The 23,523-nt window shown below is 44.9% G+C and carries 17 protein-coding genes and 1 tRNA gene; 13 read left to right on the top strand and 5 right to left on the bottom strand.

Going from position 1 to position 23,523, the window contains the following annotated elements; all coding sequences use genetic code 11:
* Positions 1–84: 84 nt before the first annotated feature.
* Positions 85–1,548, bottom strand: a complete 1,464-nt coding sequence (locus B0680_RS06995) for an NAD-dependent succinate-semialdehyde dehydrogenase (protein ID WP_078254387.1) — start codon at positions 1,546–1,548, stop codon at positions 85–87.
* Positions 1,549–1,721: 173 nt separating this feature from the next.
* Here B0680_RS06995 and B0680_RS06990 point away from each other — a divergent pair, with 173 nt between their 5' ends.
* The 4 genes from B0680_RS06990 to gltS all read left to right on the top strand — a co-directional run bounded on the left by B0680_RS06990 (position 1,722) and on the right by gltS (position 11,076).
* Positions 1,722–4,682 (top strand): hybrid sensor histidine kinase/response regulator, encoded by a 2,961-nt coding sequence (locus B0680_RS06990; protein ID WP_078254386.1) that lies wholly within the window; start codon positions 1,722–1,724, stop codon positions 4,680–4,682.
* 80 nt (positions 4,683–4,762) lie between these two features.
* Complete coding sequence (locus tag B0680_RS06985) at positions 4,763–5,332, top strand: DUF2799 domain-containing protein (RefSeq protein WP_078254385.1); 570 nt, start codon at positions 4,763–4,765, stop codon at positions 5,330–5,332.
* Between the two features lie 179 nt (positions 5,333–5,511).
* Entirely contained in the window at positions 5,512–9,456 is a 3,945-nt protein-coding gene (purL, locus tag B0680_RS06980; protein ID WP_078254384.1) for a phosphoribosylformylglycinamidine synthase, read from the top strand.
* 348 nt (positions 9,457–9,804) lie between these two features.
* A complete protein-coding gene (gltS, locus tag B0680_RS06975) occupies positions 9,805–11,076 on the top strand; it encodes a sodium/glutamate symporter (protein ID WP_078254383.1) in 1,272 nt (423 codons plus the stop codon).
* Positions 11,077–11,147: 71 nt separating this feature from the next.
* Here the strand turns inward: gltS and dld are convergent, their stop codons facing one another.
* The 3 genes from dld to B0680_RS06960 form a co-directional block, all read right to left on the bottom strand.
* Positions 11,148–12,827 carry a D-lactate dehydrogenase gene (gene dld, locus B0680_RS06970; protein WP_078254382.1) on the bottom strand — a complete coding sequence of 560 codons (1,680 nt, stop codon included), beginning with the start codon at positions 12,825–12,827 and terminating at the stop codon, positions 11,148–11,150.
* Positions 12,828–12,836: 9 nt separating this feature from the next.
* A complete protein-coding gene (asd, locus tag B0680_RS06965; RefSeq protein WP_078254381.1) occupies positions 12,837–13,670 on the bottom strand; it encodes an archaetidylserine decarboxylase in 834 nt (277 codons plus the stop codon).
* Positions 13,671–13,794: 124 nt separating this feature from the next.
* Complete coding sequence (locus tag B0680_RS06960; RefSeq protein WP_078254388.1) at positions 13,795–14,352, bottom strand: biliverdin-producing heme oxygenase; 558 nt, start codon at positions 14,350–14,352, stop codon at positions 13,795–13,797.
* A gap of 350 nt (positions 14,353–14,702) precedes the next feature.
* Between B0680_RS06960 and B0680_RS06955 the strand changes: the two genes are divergently transcribed.
* The 3 genes from B0680_RS06955 (at position 14,703) to B0680_RS06945 (ending at position 16,858) form a co-directional block, all read left to right on the top strand.
* A complete protein-coding gene (locus tag B0680_RS06955) occupies positions 14,703–15,116 on the top strand; it encodes a YbaN family protein (protein WP_078254380.1) in 414 nt (137 codons plus the stop codon).
* A 62-nt stretch (positions 15,117–15,178) separates the two neighbouring features.
* Positions 15,179–15,269 (top strand) — tRNA-Ser (locus tag B0680_RS06950).
* A gap of 260 nt (positions 15,270–15,529) precedes the next feature.
* Entirely contained in the window at positions 15,530–16,858 is a 1,329-nt protein-coding gene (locus tag B0680_RS06945; RefSeq protein WP_158078310.1) for a tyrosine-type recombinase/integrase, read from the top strand.
* Here the strand turns inward: B0680_RS06945 and B0680_RS06940 are convergent.
* Positions 16,855–17,700 carry a hypothetical protein gene (locus B0680_RS06940; protein ID WP_078254378.1) on the bottom strand — a complete coding sequence of 282 codons (846 nt, stop codon included), beginning with the start codon at positions 17,698–17,700 and terminating at the stop codon, positions 16,855–16,857. The genes B0680_RS06945 and B0680_RS06940 overlap by 4 nt on opposite strands.
* Positions 17,701–18,193: 493 nt before the next feature.
* On the opposite strand from B0680_RS06940, the gene B0680_RS06935 reads away from it, so the two are divergent.
* The 6 genes from B0680_RS06935 (at position 18,194) to B0680_RS06910 (ending at position 23,230) form a co-directional block, all read left to right on the top strand.
* On the top strand, positions 18,194–19,105 hold the full coding sequence (locus B0680_RS06935; protein WP_078254377.1) for a YagK/YfjJ domain-containing protein: 912 nt from the start codon (positions 18,194–18,196) through the stop codon (positions 19,103–19,105).
* 110 nt (positions 19,106–19,215) lie between these two features.
* Positions 19,216–19,575 (top strand): hypothetical protein, encoded by a 360-nt coding sequence (locus B0680_RS06930; protein ID WP_078254376.1) that lies wholly within the window; start codon positions 19,216–19,218, stop codon positions 19,573–19,575.
* Between the two features lie 11 nt (positions 19,576–19,586).
* A complete protein-coding gene (locus tag B0680_RS06925) occupies positions 19,587–20,579 on the top strand; it encodes a DUF932 domain-containing protein (protein WP_078254375.1) in 993 nt (330 codons plus the stop codon).
* 176 nt (positions 20,580–20,755) lie between these two features.
* Positions 20,756–21,832: a YqaJ viral recombinase family nuclease gene (locus B0680_RS06920; protein ID WP_078254374.1), complete on the top strand. Its 1,077-nt coding sequence runs from the start codon at positions 20,756–20,758 to the stop codon at positions 21,830–21,832.
* 131 nt (positions 21,833–21,963) lie between these two features.
* On the top strand, positions 21,964–22,866 hold the full coding sequence (locus B0680_RS06915; protein ID WP_078254373.1) for a recombination directionality factor: 903 nt from the start codon (positions 21,964–21,966) through the stop codon (positions 22,864–22,866).
* Between the two features lie 100 nt (positions 22,867–22,966).
* Positions 22,967–23,230, top strand: coding sequence for a helix-turn-helix transcriptional regulator (locus B0680_RS06910; protein WP_078254372.1), 264 nt, complete (start codon positions 22,967–22,969; stop codon positions 23,228–23,230).
* The last annotated feature ends 293 nt before the right edge of the window (positions 23,231–23,523 follow it).

The raw sequence follows: 23,523 nt of genomic DNA, 5'->3' as shown, positions 1-23,523 counted from the left end.
ATTCGTAAGTAATACGCATTACTAAGCAAACACACAAAACACTGCCACTATGTGGTGGTGTTTTTTTGTTGGGTGGCGTGCGGTTCAGCTAATATCAGCGCACCAATATTTGGTGGTGATGTATTCTTCGATGCCGTATTTTGAGCCTTCACGCCCAAAGCCTGATTGCTTGACACCGCCAAAAGGGGCGACTTCGGTGGATAGTAGCCCTGTGTTTTGGGCGACCATGCCGTATTCTAGTCCTTCAGACACTCGCCATGAGCGACCCAAGTCATTGGTATAAAAGTATGCCGCCAAGCCATAGATGGTATCGTTTGCCATAGCGATGACTTCTTCTTCGGTGTCAAAGACAAACACAGGGGCAATCGGGCCAAAAATCTCTTCACGGTAGATATCCATCTCAGGGGTGATATTGCTGATGATGGTGGGGTTAAAGGTGAGCTTACTGGCATCGTTTTTGTCACCACCAGTGATGAGCGTTGCCCCTTTGTCTAGGGCATCATTGAGTAGATGCTCAACCTTTTGCAAGGCTTTATCATTAATAAGTGGCCCAACTTCTACGCCTGCTGTCATGCCGTTGCCGACTTTTAGGGCATCGACTTTTGCCTTAAAAATTTCTAAAAATTTATCTTTGATGTTTGATTGCACATAGACGCGGTTGGCACAGACACAGGTTTGTCCTGCGTTGCGGTATTTTGAGCCGATTAAGCCTGTGGCGGCTTTTTCAAGGTCAGCATCTTCAAAGACGATAAACGGGGCATTGCCACCGAGCTCTAGCGAGAGTTTTTTGACCGTGCTGGCACATTGCTCCATCAGCAGGCGACCGACAGCGGTTGAGCCTGTAAAGGATAGCTTATGAATGCGTTCGTCTTTGGTCAGTACGCTACCGATGGTTGGGGCGTCACCTGTGACGATTTGTAGGACACCTTTTGGCAGACCTGCTTGTTCGGCAAGTACCATCATGGCGATCGCTGAAAATGGCGTTTGGCTATCAGGCTTGACAATCATGGTACAGCCTGCTGCTAGGGCAGGGGCAGCTTTACGGGTAATCATCGCCGATGGGAAATTCCACGGGGTGATGGCGGCACAGACACCGACAGGTTGCTTCAAAATAGTGTAACGCAGGGCAGGGTTGGTGGCTGCCATGACATCGCCATAGACACGCTTGCCTTCTTCGGCGAACCAGCGGATAAAGCTGTTAGCGTACGCCACTTCACCACGAGCCTCGCTCAGTGGTTTGCCTTGCTCAAGGGTCATGATGACCTCCAAATCATCGATATTGGCATCAATCAAATCTGCCCATTTGTGTAAAATATCGCCACGAGCCTTAGGGGTGAGCTTCGCCCAAGATTTTTGGGCAATCTCGGCGGCATCGACGGCAGTGCGTACTTCATCAGCGGATAAATCAGGCACAGCGCCTAGATGTGAGCCATCAAAGGGGTTAACGATGTCGATGGTCTTGCCGCTTTGGGCAGTGACCCAAGAGCCGTTTATATAGCAGGCTTGTTGGATAAGAGCAGGATTGTTTAGGTGAGTGGTGATTGTCATTGGCTTTCTCATTAATAGGTTCTTTGGAATGCTTAGATGCTGATAAATTGTGATTATTATAGTCATTATAAAGAAATTCATAGTACTTGTCATGATGGATGTTGGTACAGACAAATGGTGCTTTTTTTATGATTTTTTGATATAGTGCGTTTATCTATTGTGATGGACAGAGTATGCGAATCGAGAAAAGCTTTGGTATCAAAAGCGCTTATGGTCAGCTGATTTTATTGGTGTTTTTGCCGATTGTGATTTTGGCGATGGCAGGGGCGTATTTGGTGATGGTTGAGACACGCCGTGCGATTTTATCCGAGCAAGATGCGTTGGCGCAGGCGGCGTTAGTTCGCTATGAGCCGATTGTGCGCCCTTTGTTGATGGACCTTGAAAAAAGCCAAGAATCGCTCAATCTGCAAATCGAGCAGATGGATGACAGCGGTATGCTACAAGCCATCACGCCCAAGCCCAATCCGACGACGACCAGCGAGCATTGGCTCAACCAACTACAACAATCACGCAATCAGCATGTACTGCGTGTGGCGGTGATGGATGAGCTTGGGCAGATGCTATTTACCACAGGGATGCAGTCGGATGCGCCGTGGGGGGTGTTTGATAGCGATGCCAAAGAAGTGATGCGTATGGCGACGCCTGTGGGGACGGCGTATGGGATGCCGATTTTGTTCAATAATAAGCGGTATTGGCTGTTTGTCGATATGGACAAGACGCCTTTGACCATTGCTTATTATCGAGTGGCATTGGCACTGGCGATTACTGGCTTGATTACCATTTTGTTACTACTGCTGATTTTGAATATCTATTCTAAGCGATGGATTGCGCCGATTTATGAGATGCGTCTGTACTTACAAAGGCTCAATGCCGAACATCTCTCCAAGACGCCGACACTACGCACCGATGGCGAATTTGCTTTGTTGATTGATGATTTTAGCCGTGCGATTAAGCGGCTTGATGTCAGCTTTACTGAGCTTAAGAACCATGCCGAAGAGACTGAGCGAGATTTGCAACAAGCCTTTGATGAGATGGAAATGCAAAATATCTCCATCCGTAACGCTCGTGATGCGGCGATTTCAACCAGCCAAGCTAAGTCCGCTTTTCTTGCTAATATCAGCCATGAACTAAGAACACCGCTCAACAGTATTGATGGCTTTATCAATCTACTCGCTCGTAAGGCAGGCTTAACTAGCGAGCAGGACTTATATGTCCAAACCATCAAAAAATCCAGTGCGCATCTACTCGCCCTAGTCAATGATGTGCTTGATTTTTCAAAGATGGAAGCAGGTAAGCTTGCCCTTGATAGCCATGACTTTGATCTGTATGCAGCGGTGTATGATGTCGTGGATATGCTATCGCCGGCAGCGCTCGAAAAACGCCTACGCCTTGCGGTGCTGTTTTATCATGATGTGCCAACTCGTGTGGTTGGTGATAGTTTACGTGTTAAGCAAATTTTAACAAATCTGGTGGGTAATGCCATCAAATTCACCGATACAGGCGGGGTGATTGTCCGTGTCAGCCTAGCCGAAAAAACAGGCTTTTTGCACATTGCGGTCGAAGATACGGGCAAAGGCGTCAGCGAAAGCGACAAAGCACAGCTGTTCCAAAGCTTTAGCCAAGGGGATTTGTCCGTCACTCGTCGCTATGGTGGCACGGGGCTTGGCTTGGTAATTTCTAAGCAATTGACCCTACTGATGGGCGGCTCGATTGGATTTTTTGATAATCATAGCGAAAATATCGCCAACACGGGGGCGACTTTTTGGTTTGAGATGCCAACAGGTGTCCAAGATAATGATGATGCCATCGATGTGATGACGCCATTGCCTGATAAGCTATACTTGCCAATGCAGGTGCTTGTGTGGATTAACCATGCGCCAGCATTGCAGGTGCTAAAAGCAAGCCTTGCCGGTACAAAAGTACAACTGACAGTGGCAATCGGTTTGGCTGATTTATTAGAAAAACTGGATAAAAAAGACACCGAATACGACTGGGTTATCGTCGATAATTTCGGTCAAGATGCCGCCAAAGATGATGTCGGGGCAATTTTACGCCAAATTCGCCTAAGATATACAGGCAAGCTTGCCAGTTATGGTTATCAAGTTGGCATGAACAGTCAGCTACTCGAACGCTATCAGACGCACGCTTTGTATGAGCCGATGGACAAGCGGCAATTGTACGCCATGCTGTGCAACCAAGATGAAACCTTGCTCAATGACCAATCGTCTCGCCAAGCCAAATTTGTCGGCAGACGCATCTTGGCGGTGGATGACCATTTGCCAAACTTGCTTGTGCTCGATGCGCTATTGACTGAGCTTGGCGTTGAAGTGGTCACCGCAGGCAGTGGTTTTGATGCCATTGAGATGATGACTAAGAGCATCACGGGTGCAAGTCCGCCGATTGATTTGGTGTTTATGGATGTGCAGATGCCACGAATGTCGGGGCTTGAAGCATCGATTCAGATTCGCAAAATTGAGCAGGCGCACTTATCTGAGCCTGTGCCGATTGTGGCGCTGACGGCGCATGGCTTGTCGGACGAAAAAGACCGCTTGGTATCATCAGGGCTCAATGACTATGTGGGTAAGCCAATCGGACAAGTACAGCTTGTGCAGACACTACAAAAATGGCTCGGTCGTAGTCGTGATGATATGCCTGAGCCTGCTGAGCAGACGGTGCAGTTTGAGCCTGTGGCGGTGGATGAGCTGGCTGTGACGGCTGATGCTGGACGGGATATTGATTGGGCGGATGCGCTTGAGCGTTCGGCGAATAAGCCTGATTTGGCGATGAAGCTACTTGGTATGATTATCGATGGGGCGGATAACGAAAAACAAGCACTCGAGCGTGCTTGGGCGGATCGAGATCGTGCCAAGCTTGCCGAGATTAGCCATCGCATGGTGGGTGCATCACGCTATGCAGGCGTACCACGACTGCGTGCATCGTCCGAAGAGTTTGAACAAAAATGCCGAGCTGATATGACGGATGCGAGCGCCAGTCAGTTCATCGCCATGCGTCCTGCCTATCGTGCACTGATTGATGCACTCGATGCACTTGATGCCTTACAAGGTGTGGCATTGGATGAGTTGATTGCACAAAATACCGCCCAAACGACTAAGGCGACTTCAACAAATGCTTAACAAAAATTTGCTTGGATGTGAGCAAATTTTGGGATAAACTTAATAGATAAACATTCATTCACTCATGGTAAGGATAGATTATGAAGCGTGTGATTTTGGGTATTGTGGCGTCATCACTGATGGTGGCAGGCTGTGCGACGATGTCAAAGGCAGAATGCCAAGTGGCTGATTGGTATCAAGTCGGTGCTAAAGATGGCAGCAGTGGGCATGATTGGAGTCGCCTTGCCAGCCATGCCAAAGCGTGTGCCAAAGTGGGTATCACGCCTGACCGTGATGTGTGGGAACAAGGTCGCCAAGCAGGACTGCAAAGCTACTGCACCACCGCCAATGCCTATCGACTTGGCAGAAGTGGTAGTCGTCTCAATAGCGTCTGCCCAAGCGAGCTTTTGGATGTGCTGACCCGTGCCAATAACTATGGCTACAATATGAACCGCTTGGAGAGCCAAATTGAAAAAGACCGAAAAGAGCTCACAAAACTGCGTGAACAGCTCAAAAAACTCCAAGAAGGCGACAACCTAGAATTTAAGAGCGAAAAAGAAGCTCGTGCCTATATGGTGGGTTTGCCTGCCAAGATCAATGCTTTGGTGGATAAAATCATCGAAGATGAGCGAGTGCTAAGCGAAGCAAAGGCTTATAATCCGTATAATTAAACTGATTTTGACCATCAATCTTTGATCGATTGTCAGAGCTCGAAGGACGAAAACGCTGAAATTTTCGTCCTTTTTATCACTTGTCAGAAAATTTGCCTTAATTTTCTGTTATAATAGACGGTATTTATTTCTGATCATTTTGCCAGTTTTTAGTGGCGTCTTTTGCAAGGGTAAACACCATGATGAGCACCATCGCCGGTTTGGGTTTTTTGACCGATTTTCAAGCACAAAAATTAGCCGAACAGCTCAAAGACAAGGCCAATCTGAGTGTGAGTGCATTGAGCAGTCAGCAGGTTTATGTATTTGATGCGCCATTGTCTGATACAGACCACAAAAAAGCATTGGATCTATTGAATCAAGGTCAAGCGCCTGCTTTGGTGAGTGCTGGTGATAATCAAATTCAAGTGGTGGTTGCGCCACGCTTTGGCACGATTAGCCCATGGGCGTCTAAGGCGACTGATATTTTTAATAACTGCGGTGTCAATATCCACCGTGTCGAGCGTGTGGTGGTCTATACCTTGACCGGCGAGAATCTGCCAAGTCGCCTGCCGCCTGCTGCCGAAGCCATCTTGCATGACCGCATGACCCAAAGTCTCGTGTATGAGCTTGGTGATGTGTCAGCCTTGTTCGTCGATGGCGAGCCTGCGCACCTAAGCACGGTCGATATCATGGGCAAAGGTCGTGATGCACTGGCGTCTGCCAATACCGAATTTGGCTTTGCGTTATCAAGCGAAGACATTGATTATTTGGTCGAAAACTTTAGCAAGCTAGGTCGCAATCCGACTGATGTCGAGCTGATGATGTTCGCCCAAGCCAACTCTGAGCATTGCCGTCATAAGATTTTTAATGCCGAATGGACGATTGATGGCGAAGTTCAGCCAAAATCACTGTTCAAGATGATTCGTAATACCCACGAAAAACACTCTGAAGGCATCCTATCAGCTTATAAAGATAATGCAGCGGTGATGGAAGGCTTTGTTGCCGAGCGTTTTTATCCAACCAAAAACGACGCTGGCGAAGCGCAGTACGGCTTTCATAATGAGCAAGTCGATATCTTGATGAAAGTCGAAACGCACAACCACCCAACGGCGATTGCCCCATTTGCAGGGGCGGCGACAGGCGCAGGCGGTGAGATTCGTGACGAAGGCGCAACGGGTCGTGGCGGTAAGCCAAAAGCGGGCTTGACAGGCTTTAGCGTCTCGCATCTGCACTTGCCAAATATGCCTGAAAAATGGGAAACATCAGGCAAAGTATCAGCAGCTGACTATGGTAAGCCATCACGCATGGCGTCAGCGCTAGATATCATGATCGAAGGCCCATTGGGCGGTGCGGCATTCGCCAATGAATTTGGTCGCCCGAACCTAAACGGCTATTTCCGTACCTTTCAGCTTGATACATCAGCCGAGCAAGACGGCAGCCAAATGCGTGGCTATCATAAGCCAATCATGATCGCCGGTGGCTATGGCAATATCAAGCGTAATCTAGTACAAAAAAATGCCATCCAAGAAGGTGATCTACTCATCGTACTGGGTGGCCCTGCGATGCAAATCGGTCTAGGCGGCGGTGCAGCAAGCTCGGTAGATAGTGGCGAGCTGGACGAAGGCTTGGATTTTGCCTCTGTACAGCGTGATAATGCTGAGATGGAGCGTCGCTGTCAAGAAGTCATCGATACCTGCTGGGCGATGGCAAAAGACGGCAATGACAACAACCCAATCATCTCAATCCACGATGTCGGTGCAGGCGGTCTATCAAACGCCATGCCTGAGCTTGTCGATGATCATGAGCTGGGTGCGCATCTGAATCTGCGTAAAGTGCCATCACTAGAAGCAGGTATGTCGCCGATGGCAATCTGGTCAAACGAAGCCCAAGAGCGTTATGTGCTTGCCATCCGCCCTGAGAGCGAAAAGCTGTTTGATGACATCTGTGCTCGTGAACGCTGTCCGTATGCCATCTTGGGTACGGCGACTGCGGTGCGTCAGCTACAAGTCGATGACAGCCTATTGCCAGAGCAACCTGTCGATATGCCAATGCAAGTACTGCTTGGTGGTACGCCAAAGATGAAGCGCAGCTTTAGCCGTCGTGATAATGAACTGCGTGCGCTCGATGTCTCATCAGTGGATTTGGCAACGAGTATCAAAGATGTCCTGCGCCACCCAACGGTCGCCAGCAAGTCATTCCTAATCAGCATTGGCGACCGCTCAATCACTGGTATGGTGACCCAAGATCAGTATGTGGGTCGCTATCAAGTGCCTGTGGCAGACTGTGCGGTGACGAGCACGAGCCTAACCGCCATCACAGGTGAAGCGATGGCAATGGGTGAGCGTGCGCCTGTGGCATTGATCAGCCCAACTGCATCAGCTCGCCTAGCGGTTGGTGAAGCAGTGACCAATATCGCATCAGCCCGCATTGCCAAGATTAGCGATGTGACCCTATCGGCTAACTGGATGGCAGCCTGTGGCGACGAAAAAGAAGACGCCGCACTATTTGATGCAGTACACGCAGTCGGCGAAGAGCTATGCCCTGCGCTTGGTATCACCATCCCTGTGGGCAAGGACAGCCTATCTATGAAAGCCAACTGGCAAGATGATGGCGTGGATAAGTCAGTCAGCTCGCCGATGAGTCTGATTATCACTGCCTTTGCCCCTGTCCAAGATGTCGCAGGTACGCTGACCCCTGCGCTCGTCAATAGCGATTCGGTGCTGTATCGCATTGATTTGTCAGGCGGCAAGCTGCGTCTGGGCGGTTCGATTTTTGCGCAGACATTGAGCCAGCTGGGTAATGATTGCCCTGATTTGGACAGCGCATCTGACCTTGCCAATTTCTTCGCCTTTATCCAAGCGGCTGCCAAAGCAGGCGTGATTAAGGCTTATCATGACATCGGTGATGGTGGCCTTGTGGCGGCAGTGGCTGAGATGCAGTTTGCTAGCCGTATGGCGATAAATCTTGCCCTAAGCGATGACAATCTATTGGGTCAGCTATTCGCCGAAGAGCTGGGTGCGGTGGTACAGGTATTGCCTGAAGATGTCGATGCCTTTGTGGCATTGGCGGCAGAGCATGGCGTATCAGCGTTAACAAGCCTAATCGGTGATGCCAAAGCAACGCCGGCAGGTGGTGCAGGTGTGGATAAATTGACCATCACCACGCCAAGCGTACAGCTTGCCTTTGAGCGTAGTGAGCTACAACAAGAATGGGCAAAAGTCAGCCATGCCATCCAAAGCCTGCGTGACAATCCTGCGTGTGCCGACCAAGAATTTGCACTCATCAGCGACATCAACCATCATGGTTTGATTGCTGATGCCAATTTTGACCTGGATTTGGCGGTTGAAGCACCATATATCAACAGCCGTACGAGCCTACCAAAAGTCGCCATCTTGCGTGAACAAGGCGTCAATGGTCATCTTGAGATGGGTGCAGGCTTTGTGCGTGCAGGTTTTGATGCTATCGATGTACATATGAGCGACTTGATGAGCGGTCGTATCAATCTGCGTGATTTTGAAGGCTTGGTGGCGTGTGGCGGCTTTAGCTATGGTGATGTGCTGGGTGCAGGCTCAGGCTGGGCAAACTCGGTGCTATTCCATGATGAGCTGCGTATGCAGTTTGCTCGTTTCTTCCATCGTCCTGAGACCTTTGCACTAGGTGTATGTAATGGCTGTCAGATGATGAGTCAGCTCAAGGACTTGATGGTCGGCGCTGAGCATTTCCCACGCTTTAGAGCGAACAAATCAGCTCGCTTTGAAGCACGCACGGTCAATGTCCGTGTTGAACGTACCAAATCCGTCCTGCTAAAAGGTATGCAAGACAGCATCTTGCCAATCGCCATCGCCCACGGTGAAGGCTATGCCGATTTGGATGACAAATCAATGGCAGAACTGGCGCGTCATGGCCAGATTGCCCTGCGTTATGTTGACAGTCAAGGTAATCCAACCGGGCATTATCCGCTGAACCCGAATGGCTCGCCAGAGGGTGTGACGGGTATCTGTAGTAATGATGGCCGTGTGACCTTGATGATGCCACATCCAGAGCGTACCTTGCGTGCGGTCAATCACTCGTGGAAACCTGATGAGTGGCAAAACGACGGTGCGTGGATGCGTCTATTCCGCAATGCTCGTGCGTTCTTGCGTTAAGCATGAATTAATAACAGAGCAACTCATTACCCCAAATCACCTGTGGTGGTTTGGGGTTTTGTTTTGGGTTATCATTATTTACATGGATAACTTATAAATAACCCTATGGGAAATTTGCATAAAATTGATTAAATTTTGAGCAATTTTAAGCTAATAATAAAATAATTTTACAAATCAATGGGATATTATCAGAAATTTTGCCCAATTTATCCCAAAAATGACTTATAATTATAAGAGTCTTTTCATGATGTCATGAGCATTGTGATAATTATTCTGATTGTCTTATTAATCATGGTTTGTCGGGCTTGATTTCGGCAGGCGTGTGATGACTAGTTAAAGGAGGGTTGTATGGAAATTACACTCAACGGCTACTATACGCTGATTTTGGCGACGATGGTACTATTGCTGGGTAAAGTGATGGTCAAGCGCATCAAGTTTTTATCTGATTTTAATATCCCTGAACCTGTGGCGGGTGGCTTAGTTGCTGCTGCCATCGTCTATGCGCTGAACGCTATGTTTGGCTATAGCTTTACTTTCCAAAAAGAGCTACAAACAGCGTGTATGCTGATGTTCTTTGCATCCATCGGTCTGTCGGCAGATTTTGGTCGCCTAAAGGCAGGCGGTAAGCCACTGCTTGTGTTTTTGGTGGTGGTGTCAGGATTTATCATCGTCCAAGATGCTGTCGGTGTCGGCGTGGCGTCAGCGCTCGGGCTAGACCCGTTGATGGGCTTGGTGGCAGGTTCGATTTCTTTGACCGGTGGTCATGGCACGGCAGGGGCGTGGGGTGCGACCTTTGAAGATAAATACGGCGTCATCGGTGCAACCACGCTAGGAATCGCTTGTGCAACCTATGGTCTGGTGGCAGGTGGTATCATCGGCGGCCCTGTTGCCAAGCGACTCATCACCAATCTGGGTATGAAGCCAACCGAAGAAAAAGAAAATCGCTCAGCCGTCGAAGAAGTGGCGGACAGTCAGTCGCTATACAGCACCAAGCACAACATCGATGACGATACTGCGCACAAAGAAATGTTCGAGCGTCCTGACAATATCCGCTTGATTACCGCATCATCGACCATTGAGACGCTGGCACTGTTTGCGGCGTGTTTGGCCTTTGCTGATATCATGACAGGCATCGCCAAAGACACTTGGTTTGAGCTACCGACCTTTGTGTGGGCGTTGTTCGGCGGTGTGGTGATTCGCAATACTTTGACCACTTTTTTCAACTTTGACATGTTTGACCGTGCCATCGATGTCTTTGGTAACGCAGCGTTGTCGCTATTTTTGGCGATGGCATTGTTGTCGCTCAAGCTGTGGGAGCTAGCGGACTTAGGCTTATCAATCCTTGTGGTCTTGGCGGTGCAGACGGTTGTGATGATTGCTTATGCGTATTTTGTGACATTTCGCATCATGGGCAAGGATTACGATGCAGCCGTGTTGGCGGCAGGTCATTGTGGTTTTGGTCTTGGGGCGACGCCGACAGCGATTGCCAATATGCAGGCCATCACCGACCGTTATGTACCATCGCATAAGGCATTTTTGATTGTGCCGATGGTGGGTGCGTTCTTTGTGGATTTGATGAATGTCGCCATCTTGCAAGGTTTTTTGGGTGTGATTGGCTAATTATCCAAACTCACCCAACTTCAAACAAATCACCCGATAGCACTGCCGTCGGGTGATTTGTTTGTTTTACTTTAAGCCCAATGTTTTTTCTTGGATGTATGTCCAATGCCCACATTAAATTGATTAGTTGGGTCAAGGGCTTGATAATGTTGTTTTAGGCTTGGTTTTGCCACATACAAATGTCCAACATTATGTTCAGCAGGATACTCTGCACGACGCTCATCTAACAATTTCCACATTTCATGCTCCATTGCCAGCGGGTCTATGCCTTTTTTCACAATATAATCTTGATGGAACACATGGCACATAAAATGTCCATAATACAATTTATGGATAATATTTTTTTCCATCTCTTCAGGCAAGGTTTCGACCCAATCACGGTCATTACGGCGTAGGGCAATGTCTAAAGCAACAATGTCTTCCACTTCATTGCGATGGGTATCACGATAACGAATCGCCGCTCCTGCAACCGCAAAACGGTGTAAAAATGCCTTACGACCTTCTTCATCATCACATAAAAAATAATTGCCTGTCGTATGTTTGGCAAAATATTCTGTTAAAAATTGTCCGACCGTTTCGACATCTTGGTGTTCAATGCGTAAAATTAAATGATGTTCGTATAAATCACGAAACTCATTCATACGTTTTGGCAAATGCGAAGGCATTAAACTGGTAATCGCTTGTAGCGTATGGTCAGTTAGCCCTTTAATATGTAATTTTTCACAAAGACCATCGACTTTATCTTTTAAAGCAAAGGCATGTGGAACTTTAGCTGTACCAAATTTTTCAATAAATAAAAAGGTATCTTTGCCATATTTTGCCCCAATATCGTAGGCGGTACGGTGAATATATTCCCCTGCAATCGGCAAGCGTGGTAACTCGGTTAATAAGTAACGGCGAATTTCGGTTAAATCATTGTGGTCATTACTGCCGATATAAAATACTCGGCTTGGAATTTTTTCAAAGGTATCTAAACGCACCGCAAACACACACACTTTCCCTGCCGAACCTGATGCTTCAAATAATCGGCTTGGGTCAGCATTAAAACGAGCAGGGGTGTCTGCATCGACTTGGCGGACATCGTGGGCATAACGCTTATCAGATGCTGTGCGTCCGTGATTTTGACAGCACTCATGCACTTGGTAATCATTATTTTGTAATCGTGTTAGGATTTCTTCAGGTGTTTCTCCTAAATCAATCCCTAAATGATTGATGAGCTGTAATTGTCCATCTTCATTGACTTTGGCATATAGGGCAAGTTCGGTATAGGCAGGCCCCCGACGGACGAGTGCACCACCTGAATTATTACATACACCGCCCAATACTGATGCACCAATACACGATGAACCAATCACCGAATGCGGTTCACGGTTAAAGGGTGCAAGCGTTTTTTCCAAAGCATCTAAGGTTGCCCCCGGTAAACATACGACTTGTTCACCATTTAAAATGGGTTGAATACCTGTTAAACGGCGAGTGCTTAAAATCACCACAGGACGGTCATAGTCGCCATAGGGCGTTGAACCACCTGTTAACCCTGTATTTGCTGCTTGCATGATGATAATACAATCCGCTTCAACCACGGCTTTTAGCACTTGCCATTGTTCTAAAAGCGTTGCAGGAATAACCACACATAGGGCTTTGCCTGCACCAAAACGTCTGCCTTGATTATACCAACGCATATCGCCATCTTGGGTCAGTACATACTCTTTGCCGACGATGGATTTTAGGGTGTCAATCAGTACCGCTGTCATGACTTATCCTTATTTTGACAATGTGCCGATGGCTTGACCCATCACTACTTTTTGACCATGAGTGATGCCATCAAGCCAAGTGTTGCCTGCTGATTTTGGCAATACAACAATCGCTGTCGAGCCCAGATAAAATCTGCCAAGCTCATCGCCTTTTTTCATATCCATATCATGCGTGCGATACTGAATGTACGGCGTACGGCGAATTTGACCAGTCGCGACACATTCGATTCCCGCCACAATCATCGCACCGACCAGCACCACCGCAGCACGACCAAACTCAGTTTCAAACAGACATACCAAGCGTTCATTGCGCGCGAACAAATCAGGTACTGACTCGGCAGTGGCATTATTCACCGAAAAGAGCGTGCCTGGTACATAGCGAGTGGCAATCAGCTTGCCATCAAAAGGCAGATGTACACGGTGATAGTTGCTCGGTGCCAGATAAATCGTCGCAAAACTGCCATCAATAAAATACTGTCCATCATCATAATCAGCCAATAGCTGACCGACTTCATAATCACGGCCTTTGGCTTGTAAGATGGCTTGGTGGTGAATGTCGCCTGCTTGCGACACCGTACCATCAGCAGGGCAGATGATGCTATTTTCATCGTCATCAATCGGGCGGATGTTGTCTTTTAATTCACGAGTAAAAAAGTCATTAAAACTGGCATAGTCATCGAGCGAGCCACGCTCATAGTCATCGAGCGTGATGCCATAGGCTTTGGCGAAGCTGTGGATTAGCGCTTTTTTGACATATGGGTTTTGGCTTTTGGCAAGACTGCCTGCCAATTCGCTTAGGGCTTGTTGGGGGACAAGATTTTGGGCAAGGGTAAATAGGCTCATAATGATGATATTCGCTAAACAAAATTAGCTCATTTTAGCACATCATGACAGCTTTGTAAGTGGATAAATGTTAAACCCGATGGCTATCTGTGATTTGACAGCCATCGGGTGTGGCTTGGCGGACTTATTCACCATAAATGGCACGGATGACCTGCTTAAAATACGCAAAGGCATCATCAGCGCCTTTTAGGGCGGCAGCTTTGTTGTCAGCAGTTTCAAGCGTATCAATTTGGGCTTTGGTCGCTCGCCAATGTGCCATACGACCATCGCTGTGCGCCGCCAAATGACTTGCACCATGCTCATCAGACAGCTCAATTTTACCTGCTTCTTTGTACAAAATCGCCGCGCCGACATTTGAGCCTTCGACGCAGTACAGCCAGCCGATGGCTTCATCATCGCTAAAGCTTGGGCTAGGTAGTTCGCCTGTAAAGGGCGTCACTTGCAAATCTGCCATGTCTGATTTGACCCGTTCAAATCGAGCAAGCGTGGCTAAGCCATCGATACGCTGGGCAAGTGCTTCGTTGTGGTAGATGGGATTGACGGTCTGGTGAAAGGCGTATTGCGCCTGTAGAAATTTGCGATAATTATCCAATGATGCAAATGGCTGCATCGACATCACAAGGTTATCGACGCTGTCATGGGTGGTGCGTGAATGTTCTTTGAGTGCTTCGGTCAATGTCATGCGCTTGTCTCCTTTTTGATGGTCATGGATGGTTTTGGCTTGTGTGCCAATTTTTTTGGCAATAAGGTAACAGATTTCGCCCAATTTGTAAATAAGATAATTAATGATAATCATTAGTATTTACAAGAAAAAGTTGGCATGATACCATAACCCATTCCTAAGAATACCCATCAAAGTGGTAAGGGGGCTGTATGCCAATGTCAATGATTGATTTTATTGATTATCTACTCTTTGGATGATTGGTTAAAATAATCATAATAACTTGGTATTGGGTGTGTATTGAGTGCACATCGTGCCAATTTATCCAAGATATGCCGACTAATCATTGCTTACCGCTTTTGGATTTTGATATGCTACAGACTATGAAAAGACCTGCTGACAGCCTGATTCACAAAAATACGCTCATGCGTGGCGTATTTTTTGGCTTGGGCGTGGTGTTTTTGGTGCTTGGGCTGATTGGCGTGATTGTGCCGGGGATGCCGACGACGGTGTTTGTACTGCTGGCGGGCTATTGCTGGGCGAGAAGTTCACGGCGGTTTTATGCGTGGCTGATGTCGCATCGTATCTTTGGCAAGATGCTCACCGATTGGCAAGAGCGTCGAGCGATGCCACGCTTTGCCAAGTATCTGGCGTGGCTGATGATGACGGCATCGACGGTGGTGATGTTTGTGCGGTTGCCTGATGATTGGCTGTGGCTGGGTTATGTGATGGCAGCGGTGGCTATTTTGGTGGCGATTTGGATGGCAAGACTACCTGATGCCTAAATATACAATTAAGATAAGTATTATTGCAATTTGGCTGACAACTTAGTATAATAGCCACCTTTGGAGACGTGGCTGAGTGGTCGAAAGCGCACGCCTGGAAAGTGTGTATACGTTAATAGCGTATCGAGGGTTCGAATCCCTCCGTCTCCGCCAAATCTACTTTTCAACGATTTCCAAGATTTTCCAAAACCATCATCAAACCCTTATAAATACAGCCTTTGAGCTGTTTTTTTATGCGCAAAATTTCCTAAATATTCCTAAGGTTTTCTAACCTAGCCAAAGATTGTGTTGGTATATTTGTTGGTATATAATTAGTTCTATACCAACAAAAATGACTATTTTTTAATGTTTTTCTCAAATTTTTGTCAATGTGTTGGTATAGCCTTTTTTTAACCTTGTCAGAAGGGTTCGTGATGCTAACAGATACCAAAGTCAAAAACTTAAAACCAAGCGAGCGTTGTACTGCCAATCGCCCAGATAAACACTCTGATGCCAATGGCTTACAGTTGTGGGTGCGTTCAACTGGCACAAAGTCTTGGATTAGTGCTTATCGTTTTCACAACAAGCAACAGGTAATGACTCTTGGTTCATACCCTGAGATTTCACTGGCTCAGGCACGTCAGCTTAATGCTGAAATTCGCTCTCAGCTTGCTAGAGGCTTAGACCCAAAAAACGAAAAACGCCTAGAAAAAGCCAAAAATTCCAACATTAAGTTGTTCAACGATTATGCCTTAGAATGGCTAGAAGAGCGTAAAACTACCGTAAAGCCAAGAACCTATCAACAAGACTACAATCGCTTACACAAGGATGTTTTACCATCTTTTAAAGGTATTGGTTTAACGCAAGTCACCTTTGATGACTGCAAGTCTATGGCAAGTAGCATAGATAGTCGCAAACATAGCGATGGCTCGCCACCACGAGAAGTAACGAGACGGACGATTGATTTAATAAACAACATTTTCAAGCGTGCCAAAATGGAGAGATTGATTACGGTTAATCCTGCCGAAGATTTAAAAGCCTTGTATCCCAAAGGCAAGACTCAGCACATGAAGCACGTTGCTTTGGAAGAATTGCCAGCCTTGTTGCAGGCTATCAATAATTATCATGGGCATGAGCAAACACGTTTTGGTATGATGTTTTTGGCATACTCGTTTTGCCGTACGATTGAACTGCGTATGATGAAATGGGAACACATTGATTTTGAAAATAAATTGTGGCGTGTGGATATTGATAATCTAAAAGTCGCTCGTAAGCACGTCGTGCCATTATCTCGGCAAATGCTTGAAATTCTTGAGCAAATGAAAAAAATCACAGGTCGGTATGAATACGTGTTTTTTAATACAGGTACTCATCAGCCGTACAGTGAAGAGTTTATCAATAATGCGTTGGATATTCTAGGTTATGCTGGCAAGCAAACAGGGCATGGCTTTCGGCATATTGCTTCAACCAATCTGAACGAGCTTGGCTACATGGGTGATGCCATTGAAAAACAACTTGCACATGATAACAAAACCACGATTAGAGCAGTTTATAATCATGCTCAGCATTTAGAAGAGCGCCGTAAAATCATGCAGGTATGGGCGGACTTTTTGGACTTACTTCGAGATACAGGGAGAGTGCCAAACTTTCAGCAAGCTCGGCAAACCCTTGAAAATAACCTAAAGCAAGAACAAGCGTCTATTGTAAATATGGAGACCCAAGCCCTGATTGATGAACTAAAAAGGCGTGGGGTTAATATCTAGTCTAGTTTTTTATATTCTGCATCAATCCAATTGTTTAAAACGTCAATCGGCTTAGATTTATGTTTGTCAGAAATTTCTAACATTTTGAGAAATTGTTTTCTTGATAAAATATACTCTAAAGCTGATTCCGTATCCTTTTTATCTCGCCATTTTTTTTGAGTCCATGCTTTGTGCATTTTTTCTTTGAATATTTGGTATTCTGTATAGTAAGAATAATTCCAAGTCAATTGGATGCTTACCATAATAACATCGTATTTATCGGCTAAGTTATCAGGGTAAGTCAGCCCGTACTTTGGCAGAAGGCGTTTATTGTCCAAGTAACCCAAACACCAGTTTAATAAATTTTCATCATCTTTTTTTATCCAATCAAAATGTTTTAAATATTGCAATGTACATTCATAGTCTTTCTTTACTTTATTATAAAGATAAATTTTATAATTTAAGTCAAAATCAACTTGTTTGCAATTGTCTATACGGTGGCATGAATCAATCTCGCATATTAGATTTTTGAAATAGTTTGGGAGAATGTCAGTCTTAATATTGGAGAATGTATTAAGTATTTCCTCATGATTTGCAAACCATAGCTCATGCCTTTTACTCCGATGAACCCAATCTACGCAGTCATCTGGAACTGAATTTTCTATTACTCTAGATTTTAAATCACGCAATTCTTCCTCATCCTTAATGCGTTTTTGCAAAATCACCAAGAGGTAGTCTTTATCTGTTCTTAAATCAAATCGTTCATCAAACATTATTTCAGCCATACTTAATGCAAAAACTATTCTTCTGTAGTTTAAACCTTCGACCCAATCCGATATTTGTTTATATAGTGAATTTGACATTTAGATATTCTCCTTAGTTTAGTCATTAATCCGACTCATTATACGATTATATTAGTAGATACTACAAGAGTATTTTATAGATATTAAGTGTATTTTATATGTATTTATTGAGATTTTTACGTAGATATTACGTAGATATTATTTTGGTTAAATAACCGAAAATACTGGTTTTAAGCCTATTTTCTATCTGATTATTCGAAGTTAGAGAAAAAACTAACTTTCTCTTTTGTGATTTGCTGTGTGCCAGTTAAAGTTCTTAGTGTTCACTAGCCATAATCAACACAATTCACTAGCCATGCTAGTTGGTTATTAATCTAATCAAGTATAATTAAATATATCTATACTCACTATCCTTGCTATTTAGTCTAACTTATCATCATCATTCAATCATCTATCCTATGCTGTAACCAATCAGTCAATGCCAAACTGTAAAAAAACATTGAACACCACACTGTTATGAACCTTTCAATCAACCAAGCAGGAGTAACAGAAAATGTTCAATCAATCCAATCATCAAACCCCTAGTCAAATCTTGTTTGATATTCATCAATTGGTTTTAGACCTAATTTCAGGAAGGCAAGAGATTGCTTATTGTAAATTTTTGATTAAAGATTGTCATGAGCGATTTTGGATATATTTTAACAATCAGATAAATTATCAATTCAGTATAAGCATCGAAGTTTTTCTGTATGCTTACGAGCAAAGCTGTCAAACAGGTTATAGTCAAGACAGCTTTATGATGAGTTTTGATGCAGGGCTGTTTTTAGATGTGCTGTATGAATCTAAGCATGAAATTGAGACCGAAATTATCAGCTGGCGAAAACAGGAGCTAACAAACCGCCAAACTCTGATAAGTTATGTGGAGTCTGTGATTAGTCATTATTCACGATTGTTGTTTGTTCGTGTTGATTTGGGCTATCCAAAAGCATCTCAGCATTTGATGGATGTTGCTGATGTGAATAATCACATGAAGTTATTATTAAAACGCATCAGTAATGGTGATACTTGTTTTCGTGACTTGCAGGGCTACGCTTGGGCGTTAGAGCAAGGGGCGGATAAGGGCTATCATTGCCACTTATTGCTGATGTATGATGGCTCAAAACGTCAAAAGGATTATTATTTGGCTGATGAAGTTGGCAAAGTTTGGCAACGACTAACAGATAAAGTGGGTTGTCATTTTAATTGTCACACAGCTGATTATAAAAGACGTTTTGCTGATATGGGTAAACTGGGGGTAGGTATGATACATCGCAATAATCCAATGGAAGTAGAGAATGCGTTAAACGTGGCAGGCTATCTCGTCAATCCTGAAAAGGACAATCAAATGTTACTTGCTAAACTGCCTAATATGCGTACATTTGGCAAAGGTATATTTAAGTCAAAGAAACGCCGTGGCTTAAATTAAATGTTCATATCAAAACTTTTTCAAATCTATAATACTTAATTGAATCAAGGGCTTACCATAAAGGCAAGCCCTTTTTTTATGCCGTAAATTTTTAACCAATGGAGTTTTGTATGAAACCATTTTGCAATAAATGCTACTCAACTCAGGTCTATCCTGTTAAAGGGGCAAGTCTTAATTTTCCTGAGTCGCTCAATCAAACCGTGTTTTCGCCCACAGTGCTTGCAAGCGTGGGTGTAAAAATCTGTAAGAATTGTCAGGTGAATCCCATGATTGGCATGGCGGTTGGCACGCTTTTTGGTGTTGGGTTTAGTATTTGGCAACAGACATCAAGTGGTAAATCGCTATTGGGCAATGTTGGGCAAGATTTGTACTATTGCTCTAACTGCCAAAATGTCTTTAAACCCACGACTATTCATGATGGTGAGTTCAATAAAACCCCATCAGAACCATTTTCTAGTATTGATATTTAAAGGAGTCTTATATGGCACATTTAGTAGAAACTATGGCATACGTTGGTGACACCCCTTGGCACGGTCTAGGTAGCCAGCTTGCCCCCAAACAACCCATTGAAGTATGGGCAAAACAAGCAGGTATGGACTGGACGATTGAATCATCGGATGTCAGTTATTATGCTCATAATGACAAAGGTGGTGATTTGATTATGCCGTTTAGTGATAATAAAGTCTTGTATCGCTCAGATACGCTTGAACCGCTGTCCGTGGTATCTCAGCGGTATCAAGAAGTTCAGCCACGTCAAATCTTGGAGTTTTATCGAGATTTGACCGAAAAAGCTGACTTTGAATTAGAAACCGCTGGCGTATTAAAAGGTGGGCGTAAGTTTTGGGCGTTGGCTCGTACAGGGCAGTCAGTTACCTTAAAAGGTGGCGATGTTAGTCATGGCTATATTTTACTAGCAACCGCTTGTGATGGCACATTGGCAACTACTGCTCAATTTACGTCCATTCGAGTGGTGTGCAATAACACGCTTGCCATCAGCTTAGCTGATAAAAGCGGTAGTGTGGTCAAAGTGCCACACAGCACAGTGTTTGATGCTGAAAAGGTCAAAAACCAGTTGGGTATTTCCATTAAGCAGTGGGATGAGCATAATTACCAAATGAAACAGCTTGCCGAGCGACGTGTGAGCCAAGCCGAAGCGGTGAGTTATTTAAACCGTGTGTTTAATGATGTGGATGATAGGCTAATTGTGTTTCCAACGTCCAAGAAAACTGGACAAGCCGTTCCTAATGCCAAAGCCATGAATCAAATCCTAACCATGTTTAATGGTCAAGGACGTGGGGCTGAACTAGACTCCGCCAAAGATACGGCGTATGGGCTTTTATGTGCGATGACTGAGTTTGTAGACCATGAACGTCGTGCCATGTCCACCGACCATAGACTTGATTCTGCTTGGTTCGGCACAGGGGCGAGTTTAAAGCAAAAGGGCTTGGAAGAAGCCATGCGGTTAGTGGCTTAATCTTAATCATTTGCTTTTGATGGTGCTTAAAGCAATTTATCCGATACTGTTCTTGTTGTAACAACCACGTTCCCAGCAGGGGACGTGGTTTTTTTATGCCGTGTGTTTAAACCGTGCATCAAGGCACGGATTGTATTTTTAACATTACCAATCATTTTAACTAATGGAGTCTTTTTATGAATCCAACTTTATCTCAACCAAACGCACAAACAAACAGCAGTCCTACTGGCATTGTGGCGTTAAAATCAGATTATCCAATCGCCAAAGCGGGCAAAAGCGTGAAATCTGTGAATTTGGGCAAGCCAATCCGTCTAGTCGATACCAAAGACTTAAGCCACCAAGAATGGCTAGATGTTAGAAAGCAGGGCATTGGCAGTAGCGATGCCCCCACCGTATGCGGAGTGAATCCATATATGTCGTTACTTGAATTGTGGCTGATTAAAACAGGTCGTACCGAGCCTAGTCAAACACCAGTAGATGGCTATGCTCCGCTGTACTGGGGTAAGCAGTTAGAACCCTTGGTTGCCAAATACTACACCGCCAAAACGGGCAATAAAGTCCGCCGTGTCAATGCCGTGTTACAGCACCCTGAACACGAGTTTATGCTTGCCAATTTGGACTATGCGGTGAGCAACCCTGATGTGGGTGTGTTAGAAATCAAAACCGCTGGCATACATGGGGCGAAGCTTTGGCAAAATGGTGTACCGTTATATGTTGCTTGTCAGGTGCAACATCAATTAGCGGTGACTGGCAAACAGCTGGCTCATGTCTGCGTGTTGCTTGGCGGTCATGAAGCTAGACTCTTTGAAGTCAAACGTGATGATGTATTGATTGAGCAAATTATCAAACAAGAACGTCAGTTTTGGCAGTATGTTAAAGATGATATCGCTCCACCTGCTGATGGCAGTGAGTCAGCCCAAAAAGCCTTACAAGCTTTATGTCCTAGCGGTGTAGGCGAGATTGATTTTAGTGACAATCTCTTACTTAACGATTATTTTGACGAACTGCTTGAACAAAAACGCTTGATTGATGAACACCAAGCTCGTTTTGACTATTTAAAGCAACAGCTTTGCCAAGCTATGAATGAGCATGATATCGCCACATTTGCCCACGGCTCTATCAGTTGGAAAAAGTCCAAAGACAGCGTAAGCCTAGACAGCAAGGCGTTGCTAAAAGATAAGCCTGAGCTGTTAGAGCAGTATCCACAAATCAGACAAGGAAGCAGACGCTTTGTTATCAATCATGCCAAATAAGCGTTTTAATTAACTTTGGCGACATAAATCCCATGCCCTGTATCTAAGCAGAGCATGGGATTTTATTTTACAAATAAACTTGTTCCAACAGTTTAACCAATTCACACATTTTATCCAAAAGGAGTAATCTCATGATTAAAGGTTTAACCATTACCCCACCGATTCTAGGTCGTATCAGCATTGGTAAAGTCGTCGAGAAAAACGGTAAACGCCTACCGCAAAAAGACGACCAGTTCACCATTACCAGTCAAATCCAAGGCAAAGATGGCTGGGTCAATCATCCGCTTGATGACAAATTACGCCAACATAGCCCCAACGGCAAACTGCGTCAAATCCCTGTACGAATGTTGTTTAATACGCCTGAATTAAACTTGCGAGCTGAGTACACCTTGTTTGACAGACAAACAGGCAGACCAATCTGTGTCGGTAATGGTGAGACGTGTCAAAGACGAACCAGTAACGGCGTGGAGCACTTGCCTTGTCCAAGTCCTGAAAGTTGCCCACTGGGACAAAACGGTAACTGCAAGTTATTTGGTAGGCTGTACACCAATCTAAATGCCAATGATGAGTATTTGGATGAGCTTGGCTCATTTGTATTTCGTACCACAGGTTATAACTCTATTCGCACACTTATGGCACGTCTTAGCTATTTTAATGCGGTGTCAGGGGGATTGTTGTCCTGCTTACCACTGCAATTAACCATAAGGGGTAAAAGCACGGCTCAAAGCTATCGCACGCCGATTTACTACGTTGATTTGACCTTGCAGGACGGTTTTAGCCTAAAAGAAGCGGTTGAAAACGCCCAAGCCATCTTTAAGGAGCAACAGCAAAGCGGTTTTAACCAGCAAGCCTTGGAAGAAGTCGCCAAACAAGGCTATGCCAATTCTGCCTTTGAAGTAGATGGTGATGAAGGTGGTGAGATTGTTGATGAGTTCTATCCAGTTGAAAATCCACCGATTCAAGCCAATCAGCCTGCCAATGAGAGCTGGTCGATTGAGCAGGGGTTACGAAGAAGCGTGAGTGCGGTGTCTTGAGATTGGAAGATTTTGGAAGAGTTTGGAAGATTTTAAAAAATATGGGAAAGCCATTTGTTATGTGAAGAGCAATCTTTGCCATTAACTAGGAGATTTTAATATGACCAACATCAATCCAGCTTTAACCAATTACATCATCCAAGACGAAAGAACTGGCGTAAACATCATCATTCCAAAACTGTTAAGAATCAAAGAAGTACAGCTTTATACCTGTATGAGTTGTTCGGCGATTTACGACATTATGAATAAAAAGTCACCACGCTATGATGCAACTTTTCCCAAGAAAGTAAAAATCGGTGGCAAAACCCTTTGGGTGGCAACTGAAATCGCCGAATGGATTAATAACAAAATAACCAACCGTTAAGGTTGTGGGAAAATAAGCTCACAAGTGTGAGCTTATTTTTTTGTCATTTTTTCATGTAATTACCAATTAAGAATTTATGATATACTAAGCAACATCTATTTTTAAAATCTAATATGGACTTTATATGACTACCCAAGCTCCTATCACTCTACAACAAATCCTTGATAAGTACCGTGAAATCAGCCATACCCAAAGTGTAGTGGTACACTAATCCCGCAGTCCTCAATAAGTGGTACAATATCATAAAAATGAGGATAAACCATGAGACGACCAAGACGAAGCTTTAGTGCAGA

It is taken from the genome of Moraxella pluranimalium, assembly GCF_002014825.1.
Lineage (GTDB): Bacteria > Pseudomonadota > Gammaproteobacteria > Pseudomonadales > Moraxellaceae > Moraxella > Moraxella pluranimalium.
This window is presented reverse-complemented; position numbering and strand designations above follow the sequence as displayed.

What these genes read in the sequence shown, in the direction of transcription:
- B0680_RS06995 (WP_078254387.1), bottom strand. Translation starts at nt 1,548, where the DNA reads ATGACAATCACCACTCACCTAAACAATCCTGCTCTTATCCAACAAGCC.
- B0680_RS06990 (WP_078254386.1), top strand. Translation starts at nt 1,722, where the DNA reads ATGCGAATCGAGAAAAGCTTTGGTATCAAAAGCGCTTATGGTCAGCTG.
- B0680_RS06985 (WP_078254385.1), top strand. Translation starts at nt 4,763, where the DNA reads ATGAAGCGTGTGATTTTGGGTATTGTGGCGTCATCACTGATGGTGGCA.
- purL (WP_078254384.1), top strand. Translation starts at nt 5,512, where the DNA reads ATGATGAGCACCATCGCCGGTTTGGGTTTTTTGACCGATTTTCAAGCA.
- gltS (WP_078254383.1), top strand. Translation starts at nt 9,805, where the DNA reads ATGGAAATTACACTCAACGGCTACTATACGCTGATTTTGGCGACGATG.
- dld (WP_078254382.1), bottom strand. Translation starts at nt 12,827, where the DNA reads ATGACAGCGGTACTGATTGACACCCTAAAATCCATCGTCGGCAAAGAG.
- asd (WP_078254381.1), bottom strand. Translation starts at nt 13,670, where the DNA reads ATGAGCCTATTTACCCTTGCCCAAAATCTTGTCCCCCAACAAGCCCTA.
- B0680_RS06960 (WP_078254388.1), bottom strand. Translation starts at nt 14,352, where the DNA reads ATGACATTGACCGAAGCACTCAAAGAACATTCACGCACCACCCATGAC.
- B0680_RS06955 (WP_078254380.1), top strand. Translation starts at nt 14,703, where the DNA reads ATGCTACAGACTATGAAAAGACCTGCTGACAGCCTGATTCACAAAAAT.
- B0680_RS06945 (WP_158078310.1), top strand. Translation starts at nt 15,530, where the DNA reads ATGCTAACAGATACCAAAGTCAAAAACTTAAAACCAAGCGAGCGTTGT.
- B0680_RS06940 (WP_078254378.1), bottom strand. Translation starts at nt 17,700, where the DNA reads ATGTCAAATTCACTATATAAACAAATATCGGATTGGGTCGAAGGTTTA.
- B0680_RS06935 (WP_078254377.1), top strand. Translation starts at nt 18,194, where the DNA reads ATGTTCAATCAATCCAATCATCAAACCCCTAGTCAAATCTTGTTTGAT.
- B0680_RS06930 (WP_078254376.1), top strand. Translation starts at nt 19,216, where the DNA reads ATGAAACCATTTTGCAATAAATGCTACTCAACTCAGGTCTATCCTGTT.
- B0680_RS06925 (WP_078254375.1), top strand. Translation starts at nt 19,587, where the DNA reads ATGGCACATTTAGTAGAAACTATGGCATACGTTGGTGACACCCCTTGG.
- B0680_RS06920 (WP_078254374.1), top strand. Translation starts at nt 20,756, where the DNA reads ATGAATCCAACTTTATCTCAACCAAACGCACAAACAAACAGCAGTCCT.
- B0680_RS06915 (WP_078254373.1), top strand. Translation starts at nt 21,964, where the DNA reads ATGATTAAAGGTTTAACCATTACCCCACCGATTCTAGGTCGTATCAGC.
- B0680_RS06910 (WP_078254372.1), top strand. Translation starts at nt 22,967, where the DNA reads ATGACCAACATCAATCCAGCTTTAACCAATTACATCATCCAAGACGAA.